At 64.0% G+C, this 17,729-nt stretch carries 21 protein-coding genes; 9 read left to right on the top strand and 12 right to left on the bottom strand.

Translation table 11 applies throughout. The features are described from left to right. Positions 1-27: 27 nt before the first annotated feature. The 10 genes from GGR40_RS09030 to GGR40_RS08985 all read right to left on the bottom strand — a co-directional run bounded on the left by GGR40_RS09030 (position 28) and on the right by GGR40_RS08985 (position 6,442). Positions 28-648, bottom strand: a complete 621-nt coding sequence (locus GGR40_RS09030) for a cell wall hydrolase (protein ID WP_429275888.1) — start codon at positions 646-648, stop codon at positions 28-30. 210 nt (positions 649-858) lie between these two features. After that, positions 859-1,185: a DUF1491 family protein gene (locus GGR40_RS09025; RefSeq protein ID WP_429275887.1), complete on the bottom strand. Its 327-nt coding sequence runs from the start codon at positions 1,183-1,185 to the stop codon at positions 859-861. Beyond that, complete coding sequence (locus GGR40_RS09020) at positions 1,185-1,667, bottom strand: PaaI family thioesterase (protein WP_429275886.1); 483 nt, start codon at positions 1,665-1,667, stop codon at positions 1,185-1,187. Before GGR40_RS09020 ends, GGR40_RS09025 begins: the two co-directional genes overlap by 1 nt. Then, complete coding sequence (locus GGR40_RS09015) at positions 1,657-2,118, bottom strand: PTS sugar transporter subunit IIA (RefSeq protein WP_429275885.1); 462 nt, start codon at positions 2,116-2,118, stop codon at positions 1,657-1,659. Before GGR40_RS09015 ends, GGR40_RS09020 begins: the two co-directional genes overlap by 11 nt. A gap of 111 nt (positions 2,119-2,229) precedes the next feature. Continuing rightward, complete coding sequence (hpf, locus tag GGR40_RS09010; protein WP_429275884.1) at positions 2,230-2,802, bottom strand: ribosome hibernation-promoting factor, HPF/YfiA family; 573 nt, start codon at positions 2,800-2,802, stop codon at positions 2,230-2,232. 26 nt (positions 2,803-2,828) lie between these two features. Further along, positions 2,829-3,512, bottom strand: coding sequence for a DNA polymerase III subunit epsilon (gene dnaQ, locus GGR40_RS09005; RefSeq protein WP_429275883.1), 684 nt, complete (start codon positions 3,510-3,512; stop codon positions 2,829-2,831). Positions 3,513-3,562: 50 nt separating this feature from the next. Beyond that, positions 3,563-4,150 carry a dephospho-CoA kinase gene (coaE, locus tag GGR40_RS09000; protein WP_429275882.1) on the bottom strand — a complete coding sequence of 196 codons (588 nt, stop codon included), beginning with the start codon at positions 4,148-4,150 and terminating at the stop codon, positions 3,563-3,565. Further along, a complete protein-coding gene (locus GGR40_RS08995; protein WP_429275881.1) occupies positions 4,147-5,004 on the bottom strand; it encodes a shikimate dehydrogenase family protein in 858 nt (285 codons plus the stop codon). Before GGR40_RS08995 ends, coaE begins: the two co-directional genes overlap by 4 nt. Continuing rightward, the gene (locus GGR40_RS08990; protein WP_429275880.1) at positions 5,001-5,585 is read right to left on the bottom strand and encodes a Maf family protein; all 585 of its coding nucleotides are present in this window, start codon (positions 5,583-5,585) and stop codon (positions 5,001-5,003) included. Before GGR40_RS08990 ends, GGR40_RS08995 begins: the two co-directional genes overlap by 4 nt. An 8-nt stretch (positions 5,586-5,593) precedes the next feature. Further along, the gene (locus tag GGR40_RS08985) at positions 5,594-6,442 is read right to left on the bottom strand and encodes a pyruvate, water dikinase regulatory protein (RefSeq protein ID WP_429275879.1); all 849 of its coding nucleotides are present in this window, start codon (positions 6,440-6,442) and stop codon (positions 5,594-5,596) included. A gap of 335 nt (positions 6,443-6,777) precedes the next feature. Between GGR40_RS08985 and hemE the strand changes: the two genes are divergently transcribed. The 3 genes from hemE to rho all read left to right on the top strand — a co-directional run bounded on the left by hemE (position 6,778) and on the right by rho (position 9,862). Next, the gene (gene hemE / locus GGR40_RS08980; protein ID WP_429275878.1) at positions 6,778-7,803 is read left to right on the top strand and encodes a uroporphyrinogen decarboxylase; all 1,026 of its coding nucleotides are present in this window, start codon (positions 6,778-6,780) and stop codon (positions 7,801-7,803) included. Between the two features lie 31 nt (positions 7,804-7,834). Beyond that, positions 7,835-8,275 (top strand): CopD family protein, encoded by a 441-nt coding sequence (locus tag GGR40_RS08975; protein WP_429275877.1) that lies wholly within the window; start codon positions 7,835-7,837, stop codon positions 8,273-8,275. Between the two features lie 330 nt (positions 8,276-8,605). Further along, positions 8,606-9,862, top strand: coding sequence for a transcription termination factor Rho (gene rho, locus GGR40_RS08970; RefSeq protein WP_429275876.1), 1,257 nt, complete (start codon positions 8,606-8,608; stop codon positions 9,860-9,862). Between the two features lie 171 nt (positions 9,863-10,033). Here rho and GGR40_RS08965 read toward each other — a convergent pair whose 3' ends face one another. Both GGR40_RS08965 and GGR40_RS08960 read right to left on the bottom strand, forming a co-directional pair. Next, positions 10,034-11,002: a quinone oxidoreductase family protein gene (locus tag GGR40_RS08965; RefSeq protein ID WP_429275875.1), complete on the bottom strand. Its 969-nt coding sequence runs from the start codon at positions 11,000-11,002 to the stop codon at positions 10,034-10,036. A gap of 10 nt (positions 11,003-11,012) precedes the next feature. After that, positions 11,013-11,711, bottom strand: coding sequence for a dienelactone hydrolase family protein (locus GGR40_RS08960; RefSeq protein WP_429275874.1), 699 nt, complete (start codon positions 11,709-11,711; stop codon positions 11,013-11,015). A gap of 105 nt (positions 11,712-11,816) precedes the next feature. On the opposite strand from GGR40_RS08960, the gene GGR40_RS08955 reads away from it, so the two are divergent. The 6 genes from GGR40_RS08955 (at position 11,817) to GGR40_RS08930 (ending at position 17,692) form a co-directional block, all read left to right on the top strand. Further along, positions 11,817-12,080, top strand: a complete 264-nt coding sequence (locus tag GGR40_RS08955) for a DUF6489 family protein (RefSeq protein ID WP_429275873.1) — start codon at positions 11,817-11,819, stop codon at positions 12,078-12,080. A gap of 49 nt (positions 12,081-12,129) precedes the next feature. Further along, on the top strand, positions 12,130-13,407 hold the full coding sequence (mnmE, locus tag GGR40_RS08950) for a tRNA uridine-5-carboxymethylaminomethyl(34) synthesis GTPase MnmE (protein ID WP_429275872.1): 1,278 nt from the start codon (positions 12,130-12,132) through the stop codon (positions 13,405-13,407). Between the two features lie 67 nt (positions 13,408-13,474). After that, a complete protein-coding gene (gene mnmG / locus GGR40_RS08945; protein WP_429275871.1) occupies positions 13,475-15,322 on the top strand; it encodes a tRNA uridine-5-carboxymethylaminomethyl(34) synthesis enzyme MnmG in 1,848 nt (615 codons plus the stop codon). Next, on the top strand, positions 15,319-15,960 hold the full coding sequence (gene rsmG / locus GGR40_RS08940) for a 16S rRNA (guanine(527)-N(7))-methyltransferase RsmG (protein WP_429275870.1): 642 nt from the start codon (positions 15,319-15,321) through the stop codon (positions 15,958-15,960). The genes mnmG and rsmG overlap by 4 nt, the downstream gene beginning before the upstream one ends. After that, positions 15,957-16,733 (top strand): ParA family protein, encoded by a 777-nt coding sequence (locus GGR40_RS08935; RefSeq protein WP_429275869.1) that lies wholly within the window; start codon positions 15,957-15,959, stop codon positions 16,731-16,733. Before rsmG ends, GGR40_RS08935 begins: the two co-directional genes overlap by 4 nt. Continuing rightward, positions 16,730-17,692, top strand: coding sequence for a ParB/RepB/Spo0J family partition protein (locus tag GGR40_RS08930; protein WP_429275868.1), 963 nt, complete (start codon positions 16,730-16,732; stop codon positions 17,690-17,692). The genes GGR40_RS08935 and GGR40_RS08930 overlap by 4 nt, the downstream gene beginning before the upstream one ends. Positions 17,693-17,729 lie beyond the last annotated feature (37 nt).

The raw sequence follows: 17,729 nt of genomic DNA, 5'->3' as shown, positions 1-17,729 counted from the left end.
CTTCGTTTCGATCGGTGATGGAGAGGATCAGCGGTAGAAGACGTGGTTGTCCACCTGCGCCAGCTTCGTCAGCTTGCTCCAGCGCGGCGAAACGCGCTTGGCGTGGAAGAACAGCGCGCCCTTGGCCTTGCTCTTCCAGGCGCCTTCGTCGGCGATCTGGGCGACGGCTACGGCTTCCTGCCAGCTGGAGGAGCCTTCGCGCACGGCCGGCATCGCGCGGCCACGGATGAACGAGAACTGCGAAGGCTGGTACACCACGCCGCAGTAGCTGGTGGGGAAGCGGCCCGACTTGGTGCGGTTCACGATCACGCGCCCCACGGCAAGCTGGCCTTCCAGCGATTCACCACGCGCTTCGAAATAGATCGCGCTGGCCAGGCAGCGCATGTCGCGCGACATGGTATCCGGCGTCTCCTGCTGGGACACCAGTTGTTCCAGGGAATCCACGTCGAGAGTCTCGGTTTCCTCGGCATCGGTGGTGGGCAGTGCCTGCACGACCGGTTCGGAAACGAACTGCGGGGCGGGTGTCGTTTCTACCAGCGTCGGAATGAAATCCGATGCGGCGGCGCCCGAACCCGTGGCGCCCAGAAGAGCGGTGAGAACCGTCGCGGCCAATGCAATCGCACTGGCCCACTCAACTTTCTTTCGCATTAATACTTGGTCAAAGGCGGTGAACCGGTCCGACACAGGCTGGAACGGAATGCCGCTAAGCGGCGTTCTGTATCCGTCGAGCCTGCCGACGATTCCCCGTCTGCGTGCTAGCCGGGCAAGCCGAAGTGCTGCCCATGCCGCTTTCGCATCAGTGAAGGGGCCTTTACGCCGTGCGCCGGGCAAGTCAACCCGCGCGCCCTTCGCCTGCCTTCAGGGCAGGATGAAGCGTTCGGCGTCTGCGCCATCGAGTTCGACGATCCACACATCGGGATCCTGCTGCTTGCGCCGGTCGAGGTATTCCTGGAATTCGAACGGGTTTTCAGGATCCTGCCGGCGAGAGCAGCGCCATGCGCGAGTGCCGTCCAGATCGGGCATCCGCTCGTACAGGCGCGCGTCTCTCCCGTTATGGGACAGCACGGCAAGAATCGTTCCGGCGTCCGGCTCACCTTTGCTCAGCACCGTGCCGAAGCCTCCTTCGCCGTTGATTCGGCGAATCAGGCCGGACACTTCGAGATGGGCGGGAAGGCGCGCGTCCATCAGCCTTGCGGTGTCGTATAGCCCGGCAGGCTGGACAGGGCGATGCGCGAGCGCATGAAGGTGCCAGTGCCGCGCCCGCATTCGTCGCCGTCTTCGTCGGTCAGCCAGGATTCGGCCACCAGCACCCGCCGCCGCCCGCTGACCCAGCGCCCTTCGGCGACGATGCGGCCGCCCTTGATCGGCTTGCTGAGGTGCAGGTTGAACGACGTGGTCAGCAGGAACCGGTCGGTCACGTGGGTATTGGCGGCATAGAAGGCCGCATCGTCCAGCATCTTGAAATAGATGGTGCCGTGCGCTGCACCGGCGGCATGAAAGCAGTCGGGCTCGACCTCGAAGGTGATGCGCGAATGGCCGTCCGCCACGATTTCCAGCGACGAACGGAACATCCGGTTGATCGGTGCGGAGGCGTAGAGGCTTTCCAGCGCGCGCCAGTGCAGCCCGGCGCCGCCTGCTGCACCTTCGCCCGCCTGTTCAGGCGGCATCGCGGTCGATGACGTTGCTCAGCAGGCTGTAGAGTGCTTCCGGGCCGGGGGCGGCCATCAGCGCTTCGTGCATGCGTTCGTCGCGCATCATGCGCGAAATCGCCGCCAGCGCATGCAGGTGCGTGGCGCCCGCGCCTTCAGGCGAGAGCAGGCCGAAGACGAGGTCCACCGGTATCCCGTCCGCAGCTTCGAACTCCACCGGAGCCGCCAGCCGCATGAACACCGCCACCGGACGGGTCAGCCCCGCCATGCGTGCATGAGGAATGGCGATGCGTCGGCCAAAGCCGGTGCTGCCAAGCTGCTCCCGCTCGTGCACACGCGCCAGCACGGCCTTCTGGTCGAGACCATAGACCGTGGCGAACTGGCCTGCGAGCCGGTCCAGGATGATGTCCTTGCTGTCTGCATCCACCGTAACGACGGCCTCGGGCAGCAGCGTAAAAAGCCCACTCATTGCGTTTCAGATACTTGACCGGTTGCCAACATTGCATGCCCCAAAACCCCCGGCATAAAACCGGGGGTTCTCTCTTCCTCTCTGTCGATCAGAAGCGGTGCGCGAAAAGCGTCAGTGCGGTTCGACCCAGCCGATCGACCCGTCTCCGCGGCGATAGACCATATTATGCCGTCCGGTGCCAGCGTTTTTGAAGAACAGCGCGTTGGTATTGCGCAAGTCCAGCATCATGACCGCGTCGGAAACGGTGGCTTCGGGGATGTCCACGCGGGTTTCCGCGATGACGACGGGGGCGTCAGGCTCGTTGTCGTCCTCGTCGTTGTCGGCAAGGCGCTCCTCGAAGATGGTATAGGCCGCATCCTCGACCGCGCTGGCGTGCGCGGCCTGTTCCGAGCGGTCGTTGAGGCGGCGCTTGTAGCGGCGCAGCTGCTTGTCGATCTTGTCCGCCGCCTGATCGCAGGCGACGTGGGCGTCCTGCGCGGTGCCGGTGCCCTTGAGCACGAGGTTCTGCATGACGTGCATGATGATGTCGCATCGAAACGCCCCCGCCGGCGCGCGGCCGAAGGTGACGTGAGACGACAGCGCCCGGTTGAAATACTTCTCGATGATCGCCGTGAGCTTGTCGTTGGCGTGGACCTGCAGGGCCTCGCCGGTTTCGACCTGGTGACCAGAGACGCGAATATCCATGGGCGTTTCTCCTTAGACTTGGAAGTTCAGGAACCCCAGAGCGGGGTATCGACCGATTCAAGAAACGCTGCGTGCGCAACGAGTTCCGCCTCGGAAGCCGCGTGGGGGCGCGGCTGACGAAAGATACGGTTCTTCGTGTTGAGAACCTTGATCTCCGTCACGATCTCGGTGAGTTCTGCGGCAAGTTCGAGGCCGATCTGGCGGCCTCCGCGCAGTTCGACGTAAACCTGGGCCAGCAGCTCGGAATCGAGGAGGGCGCCGTGCTTGGTACGGTGGCTGCGGTCGATGCCGTAGCGGGTGCACAGCGCGTCGAGCGACAGCTTGGCGCCCGGATGCCGCACCTTGGCCAGCGCGACGGTATCGACCATGCGATCGCGCGACACCGCCGGAAGGCCGCACAGCGCCAGTTCCGCATTGATGAAGTTGAAGTCGAACGCGGCATTGTGCGCCACCATCGGGCTGTCCTGAATGAAATCCAGGAAGTCCTGTGCGCAGGCGGAGAACAGCGGTTTGTCCGCCAGGAACGCATCGGACAGGCCGTGCACCGCCTCTGCCTCTGCGGGCATCAGGCGTTCGGGATTAAAATAGGCGTGATAGGTGCGGCCGGTCAGCACCCGGTTGACCATTTCGATGCAGCCGATTTCCACCATGCGGTCCCCGCTTTTGGGGTCGAAGCCGGTCGTTTCGGTGTCGAAGATGATCTCTCTCATCCCTCTTCATATCTGCCTGCCGGGAGGCATGTGCAAGGGGCGGGAGAGGATTATTCGTTTCGCTTCAGCGCCGCCACAATGCCAGCCACCTGTTCGCGCGTAGTTTCCAGCGGTGTACCGGTGTCCACGACATAGTCCGCCCGCGCCCGCTTTTCGGCATCGGGAACCTGAAGTGCCAGAATCTGCTCGAATTTCTCCACCGTCATGCCGGGGCGGGCCAGCACGCGTTCGCGTTGCATCCGTTCCGGTGCGGACACCACGACGACCGCATCCAGACCCGCATCGCCGACTTTCTCGAACAGCAGCGGAATGTCGAAGACGACCAGCGGCGCGTCCCGATTCCGGCGCAGAAAGTCCTCGCGCATGCGGGCCACGGCGGGGTGGACGATTCGCTCCAGCGTTGCCAGCCGTTCCGGGTCGCCGAACACCGCCGCACCCAGTCGGGGGCGGTCCACGCCGCCGGGGCCGGTGGTGCCGGGGAAGGCAGCCTCTATCTGCGGGATCAGCGCGCCGCCGGGCCCTTGCAGTTCGTGGACGGCGGCATCGGCGTCGAACACCGGCACGCCCAAATCGCGCAGCATCTGCGCCACCGTGGACTTGCCCATGCCGATCGAACCGGTGAGACCCAATATCTTCATGACAGGATCAGTCTGCGCAGTGCCGCATCCTGCTCACGCGGCGGGCGCGCGCCGAAGAAGTGCGTGAACGCCGCATCCGCCTGTCCGATCAGCATCGCCAGTCCGTCCACCGTCGCAAAACCTGCCGCGCGCGCATCCTGCAGGAACTGCGTGTCGAGCGGGCTGGTGACGATGTCATAGACCACGCTGCGGGGCGGGGCATGGCTGAAATCGAAGGCAAGCGGCGGCTGTCCGGTCATCCCCAGCGGGCTGGCGTTGACGACGAGGTCGAAGCACTGCTCGCGGTCGTCGAAGGCGAAATCGGTGGCATCGGCAAAATGGTCGAGGGCGATGGCGTGGTGCTCGCCCTCTGGCGCCAGTTCGTCGAGCAGGGCGCGCGCCTTGGCAGGGTCGCGTCCGGCCAGAACGATGACGAAATGCTCTTGCGCCAGAGCCGCCACGATCGCCCGCGCTGCGCCGCCGGTCCCCAGCACGCGGGCCATGCGGAACAGGTGGACCTTGTCCAGCTCGGCGCGCACCGGCTCCAGAAAGCCGGGGGCATCGGTGTTGTAGCCGGTCAGGGTGCCGTCCGCCTCGCGCACGACGGTGTTCACCGCCCCGATCCGCGCAGCCAGCGGATCGAGCCGGTCCATCATCCCGGCGATCGCCAGCTTATGCGGCATCGTGACGTTGCAGCCGCGCCAGTCGGGATCGGCCCGCCGCCGCGCCAGATAGTCTCCCAGATCCTCCAGCCTGACGAGGCACGCTTCGTAGCGTCCCTTCAGCCCCAGTTCGGCCAGCCAGAAATTGTGGATGGTCGGGGACTTCGACTGGGCGATAGGATCGCCGATCACTTCGGCATAGGGCTGGCTCATCGGGTCAGCGCTCCCAGCTCGCGCAGGGCCGCCTGTACCTTGAGCAGCGGCATTCCCAGGATCGTGAAGTAGTCGCCCTCGATCCGCTCGAACAGCTGAACGCCGCGCCCCTCGATGCGGAATACGCCGACGCAGCCGCCGACTTCGGGCCACTCTTCATCAAGGTAGCCCTCGATGAAGGAATCGGACAGGGGCGCCACGTGCAATTGCGCAACCGCGCTTTCGGCCCAGAGCAGTTCACCATCACGCACCAGGGCGGCGGCACTGTGCAGTTCCATCACCTTGCCGGAAAAGAAGCGCAGATGCGCGGCGGCGTCGTCGCGACTGGCGGGCTTGTCGAAGCGGCGGCCCGCGCATGACACCAGGGAATCGCTCCCCAGTACGAGCGCGCCCGATGTTCCACGTGAAACATCCTGCGCCTTTGCTTGCGCCAATGCCAGTGCCACGTCAGCGGGCAGGGCATCGCCAAGCGCCGCTTCCAATGCGCGTTCGTCGACATGGGCAGGCTGCGCCGTGAACGGAATACCGGCGGCGGAAAACATGGCGCGGCGCGAACCGCTCTGGGATGCAAGGACGATCATCGGGGCTCTCAGATGGGTTTCGGGCCGACCTGACCGGTTTGCCCGGCGGCCTTGCGCTCGTTGAACAGGTTGATGACCGCCGCTGCCGTCTCCTCGATGGAGCGGCGGGTGACGTCGATCACCGGCCAGGAATTGTCGGCGAACATGCGGCGCGCATATTTCAGCTCGCTCTCCACCGCCTCGGTCGCGACATAGTCGGTGTCGGGCGACTGGCTGAGCGACAGCAGACGGTTGCGGCGGATCTGGATCAGCCGGTCGGGCGCCGTGGTCAGGCCCACGACCAGCGGATGGCGCAGGCCGAACAGCATCGGCGGCGGCGGGCTTTCCACAACGATCGGGATATTCGCAACCTTGTACCCGCGGTTGGCCAAATAGATCGAGGTCGGCGTCTTGCTGGTGCGCGACACGCCTGCCAGCACGATATCGGCCTCTTCCCATTCTTCCCACAGGACGCCGTCGTCATGCGCAATGGTGAACTGGATCGCATCGACGCGCGCGAAATAGGCATCGTCGAGCCGATGCTGGCGGCCCGGACGCCCCTTGGCTTCCTGCCCCAGCAGTGCCTCCAGCGCATCGGTCACGCCGTCGAGCACGGCGATCGCGGGAAGGCCCAGCTGCTGGCACTTTTCCTCAAGCCGGCCCCGCGTCTCTTCGTTCACCAGGGTGAAGAATACGAGGCCGGGGTTCGACGCGATCTCTCCCATGATGCGATCGAGGTGCTGCTGCGATCGGACCATCGGCCAGAAATGGCGCAACACGTCGCCATCGTCATCGAACTGCGCAAGCGCCGCCTTGGCGATCATCTCGAGCGTCTCGCCGGTGGAATCCGACAGCAGGTGCAAGTGGAAACGGGCCATGCCGGCTCAGCGCCTTTCAGGTGGGGCAGGGTGTGGATATGTGGCGGCATAAACCATGGGAGCGATCCGGTGACAACTCGGGATGGGTGATTCCTGCCCGCTATGGGGATTCACCGAGTCAGTTTCTGCACGGATCGGCGGACTCTTCCCACACCCTGTGGACAAGGCGAACAACCTTTCGTTGACTCAACTGGCCCCAAGAGTCGCAAATGACTCTTCTGCCTGTTCATCGGGGTACAAATCGGGCAAGGCCGGCCAATCCCCGATATCCACAGGGCCAACAGACTCCATCATCCTTCTATAAAATTTCTATTTTTTTGTTGGGACGTGACGCGATGCCCGGAATTCTCCTCGACACCCTGCGCGGAAACGATGCCAGCCGCCGCCCGATCTGGCTGATGCGACAGGCCGGGCGCTACCTGCCCGAATACCGGGCCCTGCGCGCCGAAAAGGGCGGATTCCTGGCGCTGGTCTACGATACCGACGCCGCCGCCGAGATCACGCTGCAGCCCATCCGCCGCTTCGGTTTCGATGGCGCGATCCTGTTTTCCGACATCCTGATCGTGCCTTACGCGATGGGGCAGGACCTGCAGTTCTTGGCCGGAGAGGGGCCCAAGCTGTCTCCGCGGCTTGTCGACAATGCGCTGGAAGGGCTGTCTCAGGTGCCCGAACGGCTGTCCCCGATCTACGAAACGGTCCGCAAAGTGCGTTCGGCACTGGCTGTGGACAAGACGATGCTCGGTTTCGCGGGCTCTCCGTGGACTGTCGCCACGTACATGGTCGCGGGCGAGGGCAGCCGCGATCAGCACGACACCCGCGCCATGGCCTATCGCGATCCGCAGGCCTTCGGGGCGATCATCGATGCGGTGACTCAGGTGACCGTGGAATACCTGAGCGGCCAGATCGCGGCAGGCGCAGAGGCCGTGCAGCTGTTCGATTCATGGGCGGGCAGCCTGTCACCGGCGCAGTTCGAACGCTGGGTCATCGCGCCCAATGCGGCCATCGTGCAGGCGGTGAAGGCGCGCCATCCCGAAACGCCGATCATCGGCTTTCCCAAGGGTTCGGGCGAAAAGCTGCCCTCCTATGCCCGCGAGACGGGGGTGGACGCCGTCGGCATCGACGAAACCATCGACCCGATCTGGGCCGCGCGCGAACTGCCCGCAGGGATGCCGGTGCAGGGCAACCTCGATCCGCTGCTGCTGCTGGCTGGCGGCGAGGAGCTGGACCGTCAGGCGCGCGCGGTGCTGGACGCCTTTGCCGATCGACCGCACGTCTTCAACCTCGGCCATGGGATCGGCCAGCACACGCCTATCGCGCATGTCGAGCAGTTGCTCGGCACCATCCGCGCGTGGGAGCGTTGAGCCTGCGCCCATGACCCGCTAGAGGGAAGCGATGACGATCCTGCAGAGTCTCTACCCCTGGCTGAAGGCCGGGCACATCATCTTCGTGATCTTCTGGATGGCGGGGCTGTTCATGCTGCCGCGCTACTTCGTCTATCATCAGGAATCGGACGCAGGATCGCCGGAAGAGGCCCGCTGGGTCGATCGCGAGGCGAAGCTGCGCTCCATCATCCTGACACCGTCGATGATCCTGACGTGGGTTCTGGGCGTGCTCACGGCGCTGGCGATTGGGGCGTTCAGCGAAGGCTGGCTCCATGCCAAGCTGCTGTTCGTGCTGGCGCTCTCGGGCTATCACGGCTGGCTTGTCGGCTATGCCAAGAAGCTGGCGCGCGGAGAACGTCCGCTGACGGGGAAGAAGCTGCGCCTGCTCAACGAAGTGCCGGGGCTGGCCGCCGTGGTGATCGTGGTGCTGGTGGTCGTGAAGCCGTTCTGATCGCGGCATTTTCCTACATCGCGCGGGCCTGCTAGAGTCGAACCGTCTCTTTCTCACCGTCCGCAGCAGGCGTTTCCTTGTTCATAAGCGAAACGCCCCGCGCGCATGTGTTTCATCAACAAGCATCCTGCCGGATCCAGTCAGGCGTCTCCGTTCGCCCCGTCTCGACGCCGGTTCGCGGATTGACTCGTTGACCGGGCCCCTGCGAACGCTTATCTGAGCAGCGTTCCGGCAACAGGGCGAGAGCCTTTGTCTCCTGCCTGGATCCGCTTTCCCCAAGCCCGATGATCCCGCCGGCCGACACTACAAATCCATCTGGAATTCAAAGAAATGCATCTCAAGGAACTCAAGAAGAAGTCGTCGGCCGAGCTGGTCGAGATGGCAGAGGAACTGGGCGTCGAAAGCGCGTCCACGCTGCGCCGCCAGGATCTGATCTTCGCCATCCTCAAGGAAGTGGCCGAAGACGGTGAGGAAATCATCGGGCAGGGCACCATCGAAGTGCTGACCGACGGTTTCGGCTTCCTGCGCAACGCCGAAGCGAATTATCTGGCCGGTCCCGACGACATCTACGTCTCGCCCAACCAGGTCCGCAAATGGGGCCTGCGCACCGGCGATACGGTCGAAGGCGAAATCCGCGCCCCCAAGGAAGGCGAGCGCTACTTCGCCATCACCAAGCTGCAGAGCGTCAATTTCGATGACCCGGACGCCGTGCGTCACCGCGTCAACTTCGACAACCTGACGCCGCTCTATCCCGACAGCCGCCTCAAGCTCGACAGCCTCGACCCCACGGTCAAGGACAAGTCGGCCCGCGTGATCGACCTGATCTCGCCGCAGGGCAAGGGCCAGCGTGCGCTGATCGTCGCGCCGCCGCGTACGGGTAAGACCGTGCTGCTGCAGAACATGGCCAAGGCCATCACCGACAACCACCCGGAAGTGTTCCTCCTCGTCCTGCTCGTCGACGAGCGCCCCGAGGAAGTCACCGACATGCAGCGCAGCGTGAAGGGCGAGGTCATCTCCTCCACCTTCGACGAACCCGCGCAGCGCCACGTTCAGGTCGCCGAAATGGTGATCGAAAAGGCCAAGCGCCTGGTCGAGCACAAGCGCGACGTGGTCATCCTGCTGGACTCGATCACCCGCCTTGGCCGCGCCTACAACACCGTGGTGCCCAGCTCGGGCAAGGTGCTGACCGGCGGTGTCGACGCCAACGCCCTGCAGCGCCCCAAGCGCTTCTTCGGCGCCGCGCGCAACATCGAGGAAGGCGGCTCGCTCTCCATCATTGCGACGGCCCTGATCGACACCGGCAGCCGCATGGACGAGGTCATCTTCGAAGAGTTCAAGGGCACCGGTAACTCGGAAATCGTCCTCGACCGCAAGGTGGCCGACAAGCGCATCTTCCCGGCGCTCGACGTCGGCAAGTCCGGCACCCGCAAGGAAGAACTGCTGGTGCCCAAGGACCAGCTCACCAAGATGTGGGTGCTGCGCCGCATCCTCATGCAGATGGGCACCGTCGACGCGATGGAGTTCCTGCTGGACAAGATGAAGGACTCGAAGACCAACGAGGACTTCTTCTCGACTATGAACCAGTAAGGGGCGCTCTCGGGCCTCTGGTGATTCAGCCCCAGCTTCGGTTCGCCGAAGCTGGGGTTCGCTCTTTGAAAAGGCACCGGGCTGTCCGTCCCGGTGGCCCCGCTGCACGCACAACGACGACAATACGGGGGTCTGGGGCGATGGCCCCAGGTTGTTTATTCCGTTTGTCTCTCAAGGAATCAAAACGGTAGACCCCGTAGTCGCCCTGCTCTCCAGCGCCCGGTGGGCCTCGGCGGCATCGGCCAGCGCGAAAGTCTGCCCGATCCTCGGCGTCAGCACGCCGGACGCGATCCGGCCGAACAGCTTCTGCGCACTGGCCGCCAGCAGTTCCGGCGTTGCGACATAGTCCGCCAGCGTCGGCCGGGTGGCATAGAGCGAACCGCCGCGCATCAAATCCAGCATGCCGATCGGCGGGACCGGGCCAGAGGCATTGCCGTAACTGACCATTAGCCCCCGCCTGCGCAGGCTGGCGAGTGAAGCATCCCAACTGGCGGCGCCCACGCCATCATACACGACATGGCACATCGCCCCGTCGGTGATCGCCTTCACGGCTTCTGGCAGGTCTGCAAAGCTGCACGACAGCGAGTGCTCCGCCGACACCTGCGCGGCCTTTTCCGGTGATCCGGAGTGGGCGATTACGATAACGCCCTTGTCCAGCAACCAGGGCACCAGCAGCGAGCCCACGCCGCCTGCTGCCGAATGGACCAGGGCAATGTCGCCGGCCCTGGCGGGGAAGGTGTCTTCGGCAAGATAGCAGGCGGTCAGGCCCTTGAGCATGACTGCGGCGGCGATCTCTGGCGCGATGCCTTCGGGGATGTGCATTGCCTTGACGGCGGCGATCGCCCGATGGGTGGCATAGGCACCGCCGTTCTGCGTCGTGCCGACGCGCTGCCCGATGGCGAAGCCAGTCACGCCGTCGCCCACCGCAATGATGCGGCCTACGCTTTCGGAACCGAGGCTGATCGGCAGGGCATCGGGATAGAGGCCCTTGCGATAATACGTATCGATGAAGTTGAGGCCCACCGCCTCCGTCTCGATCACGATCTCCCCGTGACCGGGGGCGGGAACGGCGAAATCTTCCCGTTCGATCACGTCAGGCCCGCCGTGTGCGCGGGCGACCATGCGATAGGCGTTGCTCATGCCCTGCGCCTCAACCGATGTGTGTGGCGAAAAAGGCTTCCGTCCGGGCGTCCGCCAGTCCGGCACCGGCCTCGTCACGGCGCGAGCCGATCTCTGCGGCAAAGCCGTGGTCCAGCCCTTCGTAGTCGTGGAGGGTGACCTTGGGATGATCGTCCAGACCATCGTGCATGGCCTTCTGCGCTTCGGGGGCGACGAAGTGATCCGCTGTCGGTATATGCAGCATGAGCGGTCGGGCGATAGCGTGCTTCTCGCCCAGCATCTGATCGATCATCACGCCGTAGTAACCGACGGAGGCGTCGATGTCGGTCCGGGTAGCGGTCATGTAGGCGATCTTGCCGCCCATGCAGAAGCCCACGAAGCCGACTTTGGCGATGCCCTTTTCGCGACGGATCCAGTGGATCACCGCTTCGATGTCACGCATGCCCAGGTCGAAGTCATGCCTACCCATGTGGTCAAGCGCCGCCTGCATCTCGGCTTCCACATAAGGGCTGAGTTCGATGCCCGGCTGCTGCCGCCAGAAGGTGTCCGGCGCGACGGCAAGGTAGCCCTTGGCGGCCCATTCATCCGTCTTTCGGCGGATGCCCGCTTCTACGCCGAAGATTTCCTGCTGCACGATGATGGCGCCGCGCGCGGTTCCCTCGGGGGTCGCCACGTAAGCCGGGATCCGGCCCTCGCCATCGAGCGTTGGGATTTCGGTATTGGTCGCCATGACTGTTCTCCTGCTTCGTCGTTGGCCGCGAGTTAGGCACTCGTAATGGACTTTGCCAACCGCATGTGTCAGTCATGATGCGATAAACAGGGCTGGAGCCATGCGATGAAGGTCAATGTCGAGATCGAATGCTCGCCCGAGGAAGCCCGGCGTTTTCTGGGTCTGCCCGATGTGACCCGCGTCAATGAAGCCTATGTCGATGCGCTGACCAATGCGATGCAGGGCACCACCAATTTCGACCAGCTTAACGAGTTGACCAAGCAGGTCGCGCCGATGGGGCAGATGGGCCTCAAGCTGTTCCAGCAGTTTATTGAAAGCGGCGTTGCCATGGCGATGAGCGGCACCAAGCCCCGCAAGGATGGCGAGTAACCGCGCGGTCATCGACCTGACGGCACCTCCCTGCTAGGGGAGCGTCCACATGAACGATACTATTTTCGCGCTATCTAGCGGCGCTCCGCCTGCTGCCATCGCCGTTATGCGGGTGAGCGGACCGCAGGCGAAAGACGCCTTGCACGCCTTGGCCGGATCATTGCCGGTGCCGCGAAAGGCAAGCTACAGGGCGATCGGTGTTTCACGTGAAACAATCCTGGATCATGCGCTGGTGTTGTGGTTTCCGGGCCCTGCGACGGCCACGGGCGAAGATCTGGCCGAGTTGCATCTTCATGGAGGTCGGGCGGTGATCGGCGCAGTCGAGGCGGCGCTGGCTGAGCTGCCGGGTCTGCGTCGCGCTGTGCCGGGTGAGTTCACACGACGGGCATTCGCAAATGGGCGGATCGATTTTGCCGAAGCGGAAGGGCTGGCGGACCTGCTCTCGGCAGAGACCGAACTGCAGCGGCGGAGCGCCATTGCAATGGCGGGTGGATCGCTGTCGCGGCAGGTCGATGACTGGCGCGGCCAAGTGTTGACCGCATCGGCGATGGTGGAAGCGGTGCTGGACTTTGGCGACGAGGACGATGTTGCCGACTTGCCGCGCGATTTCGTCCAGAAGCTGGATGCCCTCGCCATGGAATTGCACGGCTGGCTTGCTCGCCCCAGGGCAGAGGCCTTGCGCGAAGGCTTCCGTGTTGTTCTGGCCGGGCCACCGAACGCGGGCAAGAGCACGTTGTTCAATGCGCTGGTTGAGGATGAAGCGGCGATAACCGCGCCGCTTGCCGGAACCACGCGCGACGTCCTGACCCGTCCCATAGCGATGGAAGGCATTCCCTTCGTCTTCGCAGACACGGCGGGGCTGCGCGATGAAACGGACGATGCGATCGAGGCCATCGGGATCGATCGGGCCTTGGCCGCTGTCGATAATGCCGATCTTGTCCTCTGGCTTGGACCGATGGGAGAGGGGCCGGAAGGTGCATGGGAGATCGCGGCCCAGATCGATCGACTGGGGCATGCCGACAAGCCTGCCGCACGTCATCGGTTGTCTGCAATCAGCGGTGAGGGATTGGACGCCTTGCGCGCGGACCTGATCGAAAAGGCACGCAACGCGATGCCCCGGCCCGGCGATGCGGCATTGAACGCGCGCCAGCACGCCCTGTTGAGCGATGCTTTGTCGGCGCTTGAGGATGGTCTGCAAGAACGCGATCCCTTGCTGGTCGCAGAGTGCCTGCGCCGGGGACGGGTAGCATTCGACGCGCTGGTCGGCAGGGCGACCACTGAAGACATGCTCGATGCGCTGTTTGGCAGGTTCTGCATTGGAAAGTGACGATTGTTCCACGTGGAACACAGTCGATGCTTTGACGCGAAATCTCTGACGCGCTAAACGCGCTGCCATGCACACCTTCGATGTGATCGTAATCGGCGGCGGCCATGCCGGCTGCGAGGCCGCGGCTGTCGCCGCACGCATGGGCGCACGCGTGGCGCTCGTCAGTTTCGACCTTGATGCCGTGGGCGCGATGAGCTGCAATCCTGCGATCGGTGGGCTTGGCAAAGGCCATCTCGTTCGCGAGGTCGATGCTTTCGATGGGCTCATCGCCCGGGCAGCGGATGCGGCGGCCATTCATTACCGCATGCTCAATCGGTCGAAAGGCAGTGCAGTGCAGGGGCCGCGTGTGCAGGCGGACCGTGCGCTGTTCAAGGCCGCCATTCACCGCTTCTTGAATGAGCAGGGCGATCTTACCCTGATTGCCGGCGAAGCTGCGGGTCTGGTGATAGAGAGTGGCAAAGTCATCGGCATAGACTTCGCCGATGGTACGCGCCTGTCGGCGCCTGCGACGATACTGTGCACCGGCACGTTCCTGGGCGGCACCCTCTTTCGGGGGGAAGAGCGCCTTGTAGGCGGGCGTATCGGAGAGTCTTCGGCACAACGGCTGGCGGCGCAGATGCGGGCAGCGGACCTGCCGATGGCTCGGCTCAAGACGGGTACGCCCCCGCGTCTCGATGGCCGCACGATCGATTGGGTCCGTCTGGAGCATCAGCCGTCAGACGGTGAAACATGGACGATGTCCGCGATCGAGCAGCGCCGCACAGTGCCGCAGGTATTCTGCGCCATAACCCGCACCAATGCCGACAGCCATGACGTCATCCGCGCCAACCTCCATCGTTCGCCGCTATTCTCCGGCGCGATCGGTGCGCAGGGACCGCGATATTGCCCATCGATCGAAGACAAGATCCACCGTTTTGCCGATCGCGACGGGCACCAGGTGTTTCTCGAACCGGAAGGGCTAAGCACGCATCTTGTCTATCCCAACGGCATCAGCACTTCGCTTCCTGCCGACGTTCAGCTGGCCATGCTGCGCACGATGGAGGGGCTGGAAGTGGTCGAGATGGTCGTACCGGGTTACGCCGTGGAGTACGACCATATCGACCCCCGCGCGCTGCGCACTAGCTTGGAATTGAGGGCAATGCCGGGGCTTTACTGCGCCGGGCAGATCAACGGTACCACCGGATACGAAGAAGCCGCGGCGCAGGGGCTGGTCGCCGGTCTGCATGCCGCTGCCGCAGTGCTCGGCCATGAGCCGCCCGCGCTTGATCGTGCCAACAGCTACATGGCAGTCATGGTCGACGACCTTACCCTTCATGGAGTGAGCGAACCCTATCGCATGTTGACGGCACGGGCGGAGTATCGACTGCGGTTGCGGGCCAACAACACGTCTACCCGGCTGACCCCGCTGGCGATCAAGGCAGGCGCCGTCAGCGCTGGACGGCGCCGGTGGTTCGAACGTCGGGAGGAGGTACGTTCAGCTTTGGCTGAGGCGTTCGATCAGCCGGTGCCCGCAACCGAACTTGCCGCCGCCGGCCTGCCGGTTCGCTCCGATGCGGGACGTCTGCCCTTGCGCGAATGGTTGCGCTTCGGCGGCGTGAACATTGCTGCCTTGTCGCCGTGGCTGGACACGTCTCTGTGCGCCGACGCCGATCTGCTTGAAGAGATGGCTGAGGACGCGGCTTACGCGCCTTATCTGGAACGTCAGGAGCGGGAACTTCGCGACCTGCGGGCCAGCGAGTCGCTCCAGCTTGGTGATGACTTTCCGTATGATCGCATCGCCGGTCTGTCGCGCGAAATGGTTGAGCGCCTGACCAAGGCGCGTCCGGCCACTCTGGCAGCCGCCGGGCGCATCCCCGGCATCACCCCGGCAGCTTTGGCAGCTCTTCTTGTTCATGCTCGCAGGGAGGCTGCGTGATTACCACCGAGACCGAGGCACGCGCATGGTTGCGTGCTCTGCCTGAATGCGACGCTGCGGCCATGGAACGCTTGGAGCAGTTGGTGGCCATGCTGGTAGAGGAAAACCAGAGACAGAACCTGGTGTCGGCAGCAAGTCTGGAGCAGGTATGGCTGAGGCATATCGTTGATAGCGCTCAGCTTCTGCCCCATGTTCCACGTGAAACATCCACGCCTTGGATGGACTTGGGCACGGGTGCTGGATTTCCCGGGCTCGTGATTGCCGCCTTGAGACCAGAGTGCGAAGTCATCATGGTGGAGTCGCGGGCGAGGCGCATCGAATGGCTGGAACGAGCCCGGCTGGCCATGGGACTGGACAATGCTTCAGTCGAAGGGCAGCGCCTTGAACTGGTAGAAACGCAGCATGCGGCGGTCATCTCTGCACGCGCTTTTGCACCTCTCGATAAATTGCTGACGTTATCCTCGCGATTTTCCACAAGTGACACAGTGTTCCTGTTGCCCAAAGGGCGTTCCGCCGGTCAAGAATTGGAAGACCTTCGCAAGTGGCGGCATGTGTTCCACGTGGAACAGTCTTTAACGGATCCGCAGGCAGGCATCATTGTCGGTACTCTCGCCGACGGGAAGGGTAAGACCAGGTGATCCGCATTGCCATCGCCAACCAGAAAGGCGGCGTCGGAAAGACCACGACGGCGATCAATGTCGCAACTGCGCTTGCGGCCACCGGATGGAAGACGCTGCTGATCGACCTCGATCCGCAGGGTAATGCTTCGACCGGAATCGGTGTGTCTGCAGGCGAGCGCGAGGCGTCATCCTACGACGTGCTGGTGGACAAGGTGCCGGTGGGCCAATGCGTGATGCCCACGCGCATTCCAAATCTGGACCTGCTGCCCGCCACCGTCGATCTTTCCGGCGCGGAAGTGGAACTGGTGAGTGCCGATGATCGTGCCCACCGCCTGCAGCGGACATTGACGCCCGACCTCGGTTATGATGTCTGCCTGATCGACTGCCCGCCGTCGCTGGGCCTGTTGACCCTGAACGCGCTCAACGCCGCGGATACGTTGCTCGTGCCCTTGCAGTGCGAGTTCTTCGCACTGGAGGGCCTTAGCCAACTCCTCCAGACGGTGGAGCGGGTGCAGCAGCGCTTCAACCCGGAACTGGGTATCATCGGCATTGCCCTGACCATGTACGATCGCCGCAATCGCCTGACCGAGCAGGTATCGGAAGATGTGCGCTCGGTACTGGGCAAGCTGGTGTTCGAGACAGTCATTCCGCGCAACGTGCGTCTCTCCGAAGCGCCGAGCCATGGGGTTCCGGCGCTCATCTACGATCATGCCTGCGCCGGCAGCCGTGCCTATATGGCGCTTGCCCGTGAGCTGATCACTCGACTGCCGGAAAAGAGGAAAGCGGCATGAACGACGACTCCATCGTACGCTTCAGCGTACCCGCCGCCAAGGCCGCCGGACAAAAGCCCAAGGGCCTGGGCCGGGGGCTTGGCGCGTTGCTGGGCGAAACCCGGCGTGAAGAGCCGGTAGCGCAGCCGGGCGAGGGCGGTACGGTCGCGCCTTCGCGGGGCGGGCTGGCGGTCCTGTCGATCGCCGACATCAAGCCCGATCCGCATCAGCCTCGCCGCTACTTCGAGGAATCGGCCCTGGAGGAACTCGCCGCCTCGATCGCGCAGCGCGGCGTCATTCAGCCGATCATCGTGCGCCCGCTCGATAACGGGCGCTATCAGCTGGTGGCCGGTGAACGTCGCTGGCGCGCGGCGCAGAAGGCGCAGCTGCACGAAATACCGGCGCTGGTCCGCGAACTGTCCGACCGCGAAGTCATGGCGCTGGCGCTGATCGAGAACCTTCAGCGCGAGGATCTGAACCCCATCGAAGAGGCGCGGGCGTACAACCGTCTGGCCGATCTTGAAGGCATGACGCAGGCCGAGATCGCCCGCATGGTCGACAAGAGCCGCAGCCATGTTGCCAACTTCCAACGCCTGCTGGCACTGCCCGATGGCGTGATCGCGCTGGTCGAGAAGGGGCAGCTGTCGATGGGCCATGCTCGCGCGCTGATAGGCTGCGACGATGCGGAAGACATCGCCGAAGCAGCCGTCGGCAAGCAGATGTCGGTGCGCGACGTCGAGAAGCTGGTGCGCAAGAAGCAGCGTGGCGACGTAGCGCCGCGCCGTTCGGCACGCGCCGCACGGAACGGCGGCGAGGATGCGGATATTGCCGCCGTCCAGAATCATCTGGAAGAATTCCTGGGCTTGCCGGTCAAGATTTCCGCCGATGCCGATCCTTCGACCGGGACAGTGACCATCCGTTACGCCACGCTCGATCAACTGGACCTCATCTGCCAGCGGCTGACTGGCGGAGCCATTTAACGAGAGCAACCAGACCAGAACTGAAAAGACCCGGGGC

Origin of the sequence: Novosphingobium gossypii, from assembly GCF_050433305.1 — a bacterium.
In the GTDB taxonomy this organism is placed as follows: Bacteria; Pseudomonadota; Alphaproteobacteria; order Sphingomonadales; family Sphingomonadaceae; genus Novosphingobium; species Novosphingobium gossypii.
The sequence above is the reverse complement of the archived record's forward strand: the minus strand, read 5'-3'. Positions and strand labels throughout refer to the sequence as shown.

Bases quoted from the DNA above. Each gene is read 5' to 3' on its own strand.
- GGR40_RS08930 (WP_429275868.1), top strand. From the start codon at position 16,730: ATGAACGACGACTCCATCGTACGCTTCAGCGTACCCGCCGCCAAGGCC.
- GGR40_RS08960 (WP_429275874.1), bottom strand. From the start codon at position 11,711: ATGGCGACCAATACCGAAATCCCAACGCTCGATGGCGAGGGCCGGATC.
- dnaQ (WP_429275883.1), bottom strand. From the start codon at position 3,512: ATGAGAGAGATCATCTTCGACACCGAAACGACCGGCTTCGACCCCAAA.
- GGR40_RS09025 (WP_429275887.1), bottom strand. From the start codon at position 1,185: ATGGACGCGCGCCTTCCCGCCCATCTCGAAGTGTCCGGCCTGATTCGC.
- mnmG (WP_429275871.1), top strand. From the start codon at position 13,475: ATGCACACCTTCGATGTGATCGTAATCGGCGGCGGCCATGCCGGCTGC.
- GGR40_RS08965 (WP_429275875.1), bottom strand. From the start codon at position 11,002: ATGAGCAACGCCTATCGCATGGTCGCCCGCGCACACGGCGGGCCTGAC.
- rho (WP_429275876.1), top strand. From the start codon at position 8,606: ATGCATCTCAAGGAACTCAAGAAGAAGTCGTCGGCCGAGCTGGTCGAG.
- GGR40_RS08990 (WP_429275880.1), bottom strand. From the start codon at position 5,585: ATGATCGTCCTTGCATCCCAGAGCGGTTCGCGCCGCGCCATGTTTTCC.
- coaE (WP_429275882.1), bottom strand. From the start codon at position 4,150: ATGAAGATATTGGGTCTCACCGGTTCGATCGGCATGGGCAAGTCCACG.
- GGR40_RS08985 (WP_429275879.1), bottom strand. From the start codon at position 6,442: ATGGCCCGTTTCCACTTGCACCTGCTGTCGGATTCCACCGGCGAGACG.
- hemE (WP_429275878.1), top strand. From the start codon at position 6,778: ATGCCCGGAATTCTCCTCGACACCCTGCGCGGAAACGATGCCAGCCGC.
- mnmE (WP_429275872.1), top strand. From the start codon at position 12,130: ATGAACGATACTATTTTCGCGCTATCTAGCGGCGCTCCGCCTGCTGCC.
- GGR40_RS08975 (WP_429275877.1), top strand. From the start codon at position 7,835: ATGACGATCCTGCAGAGTCTCTACCCCTGGCTGAAGGCCGGGCACATC.
- GGR40_RS09020 (WP_429275886.1), bottom strand. From the start codon at position 1,667: ATGCCGCCTGAACAGGCGGGCGAAGGTGCAGCAGGCGGCGCCGGGCTG.
- GGR40_RS08995 (WP_429275881.1), bottom strand. From the start codon at position 5,004: ATGAGCCAGCCCTATGCCGAAGTGATCGGCGATCCTATCGCCCAGTCG.
- GGR40_RS09030 (WP_429275888.1), bottom strand. From the start codon at position 648: ATGCGAAAGAAAGTTGAGTGGGCCAGTGCGATTGCATTGGCCGCGACG.
- hpf (WP_429275884.1), bottom strand. From the start codon at position 2,802: ATGGATATTCGCGTCTCTGGTCACCAGGTCGAAACCGGCGAGGCCCTG.
- GGR40_RS08955 (WP_429275873.1), top strand. From the start codon at position 11,817: ATGAAGGTCAATGTCGAGATCGAATGCTCGCCCGAGGAAGCCCGGCGT.
- GGR40_RS09015 (WP_429275885.1), bottom strand. From the start codon at position 2,118: ATGAGTGGGCTTTTTACGCTGCTGCCCGAGGCCGTCGTTACGGTGGAT.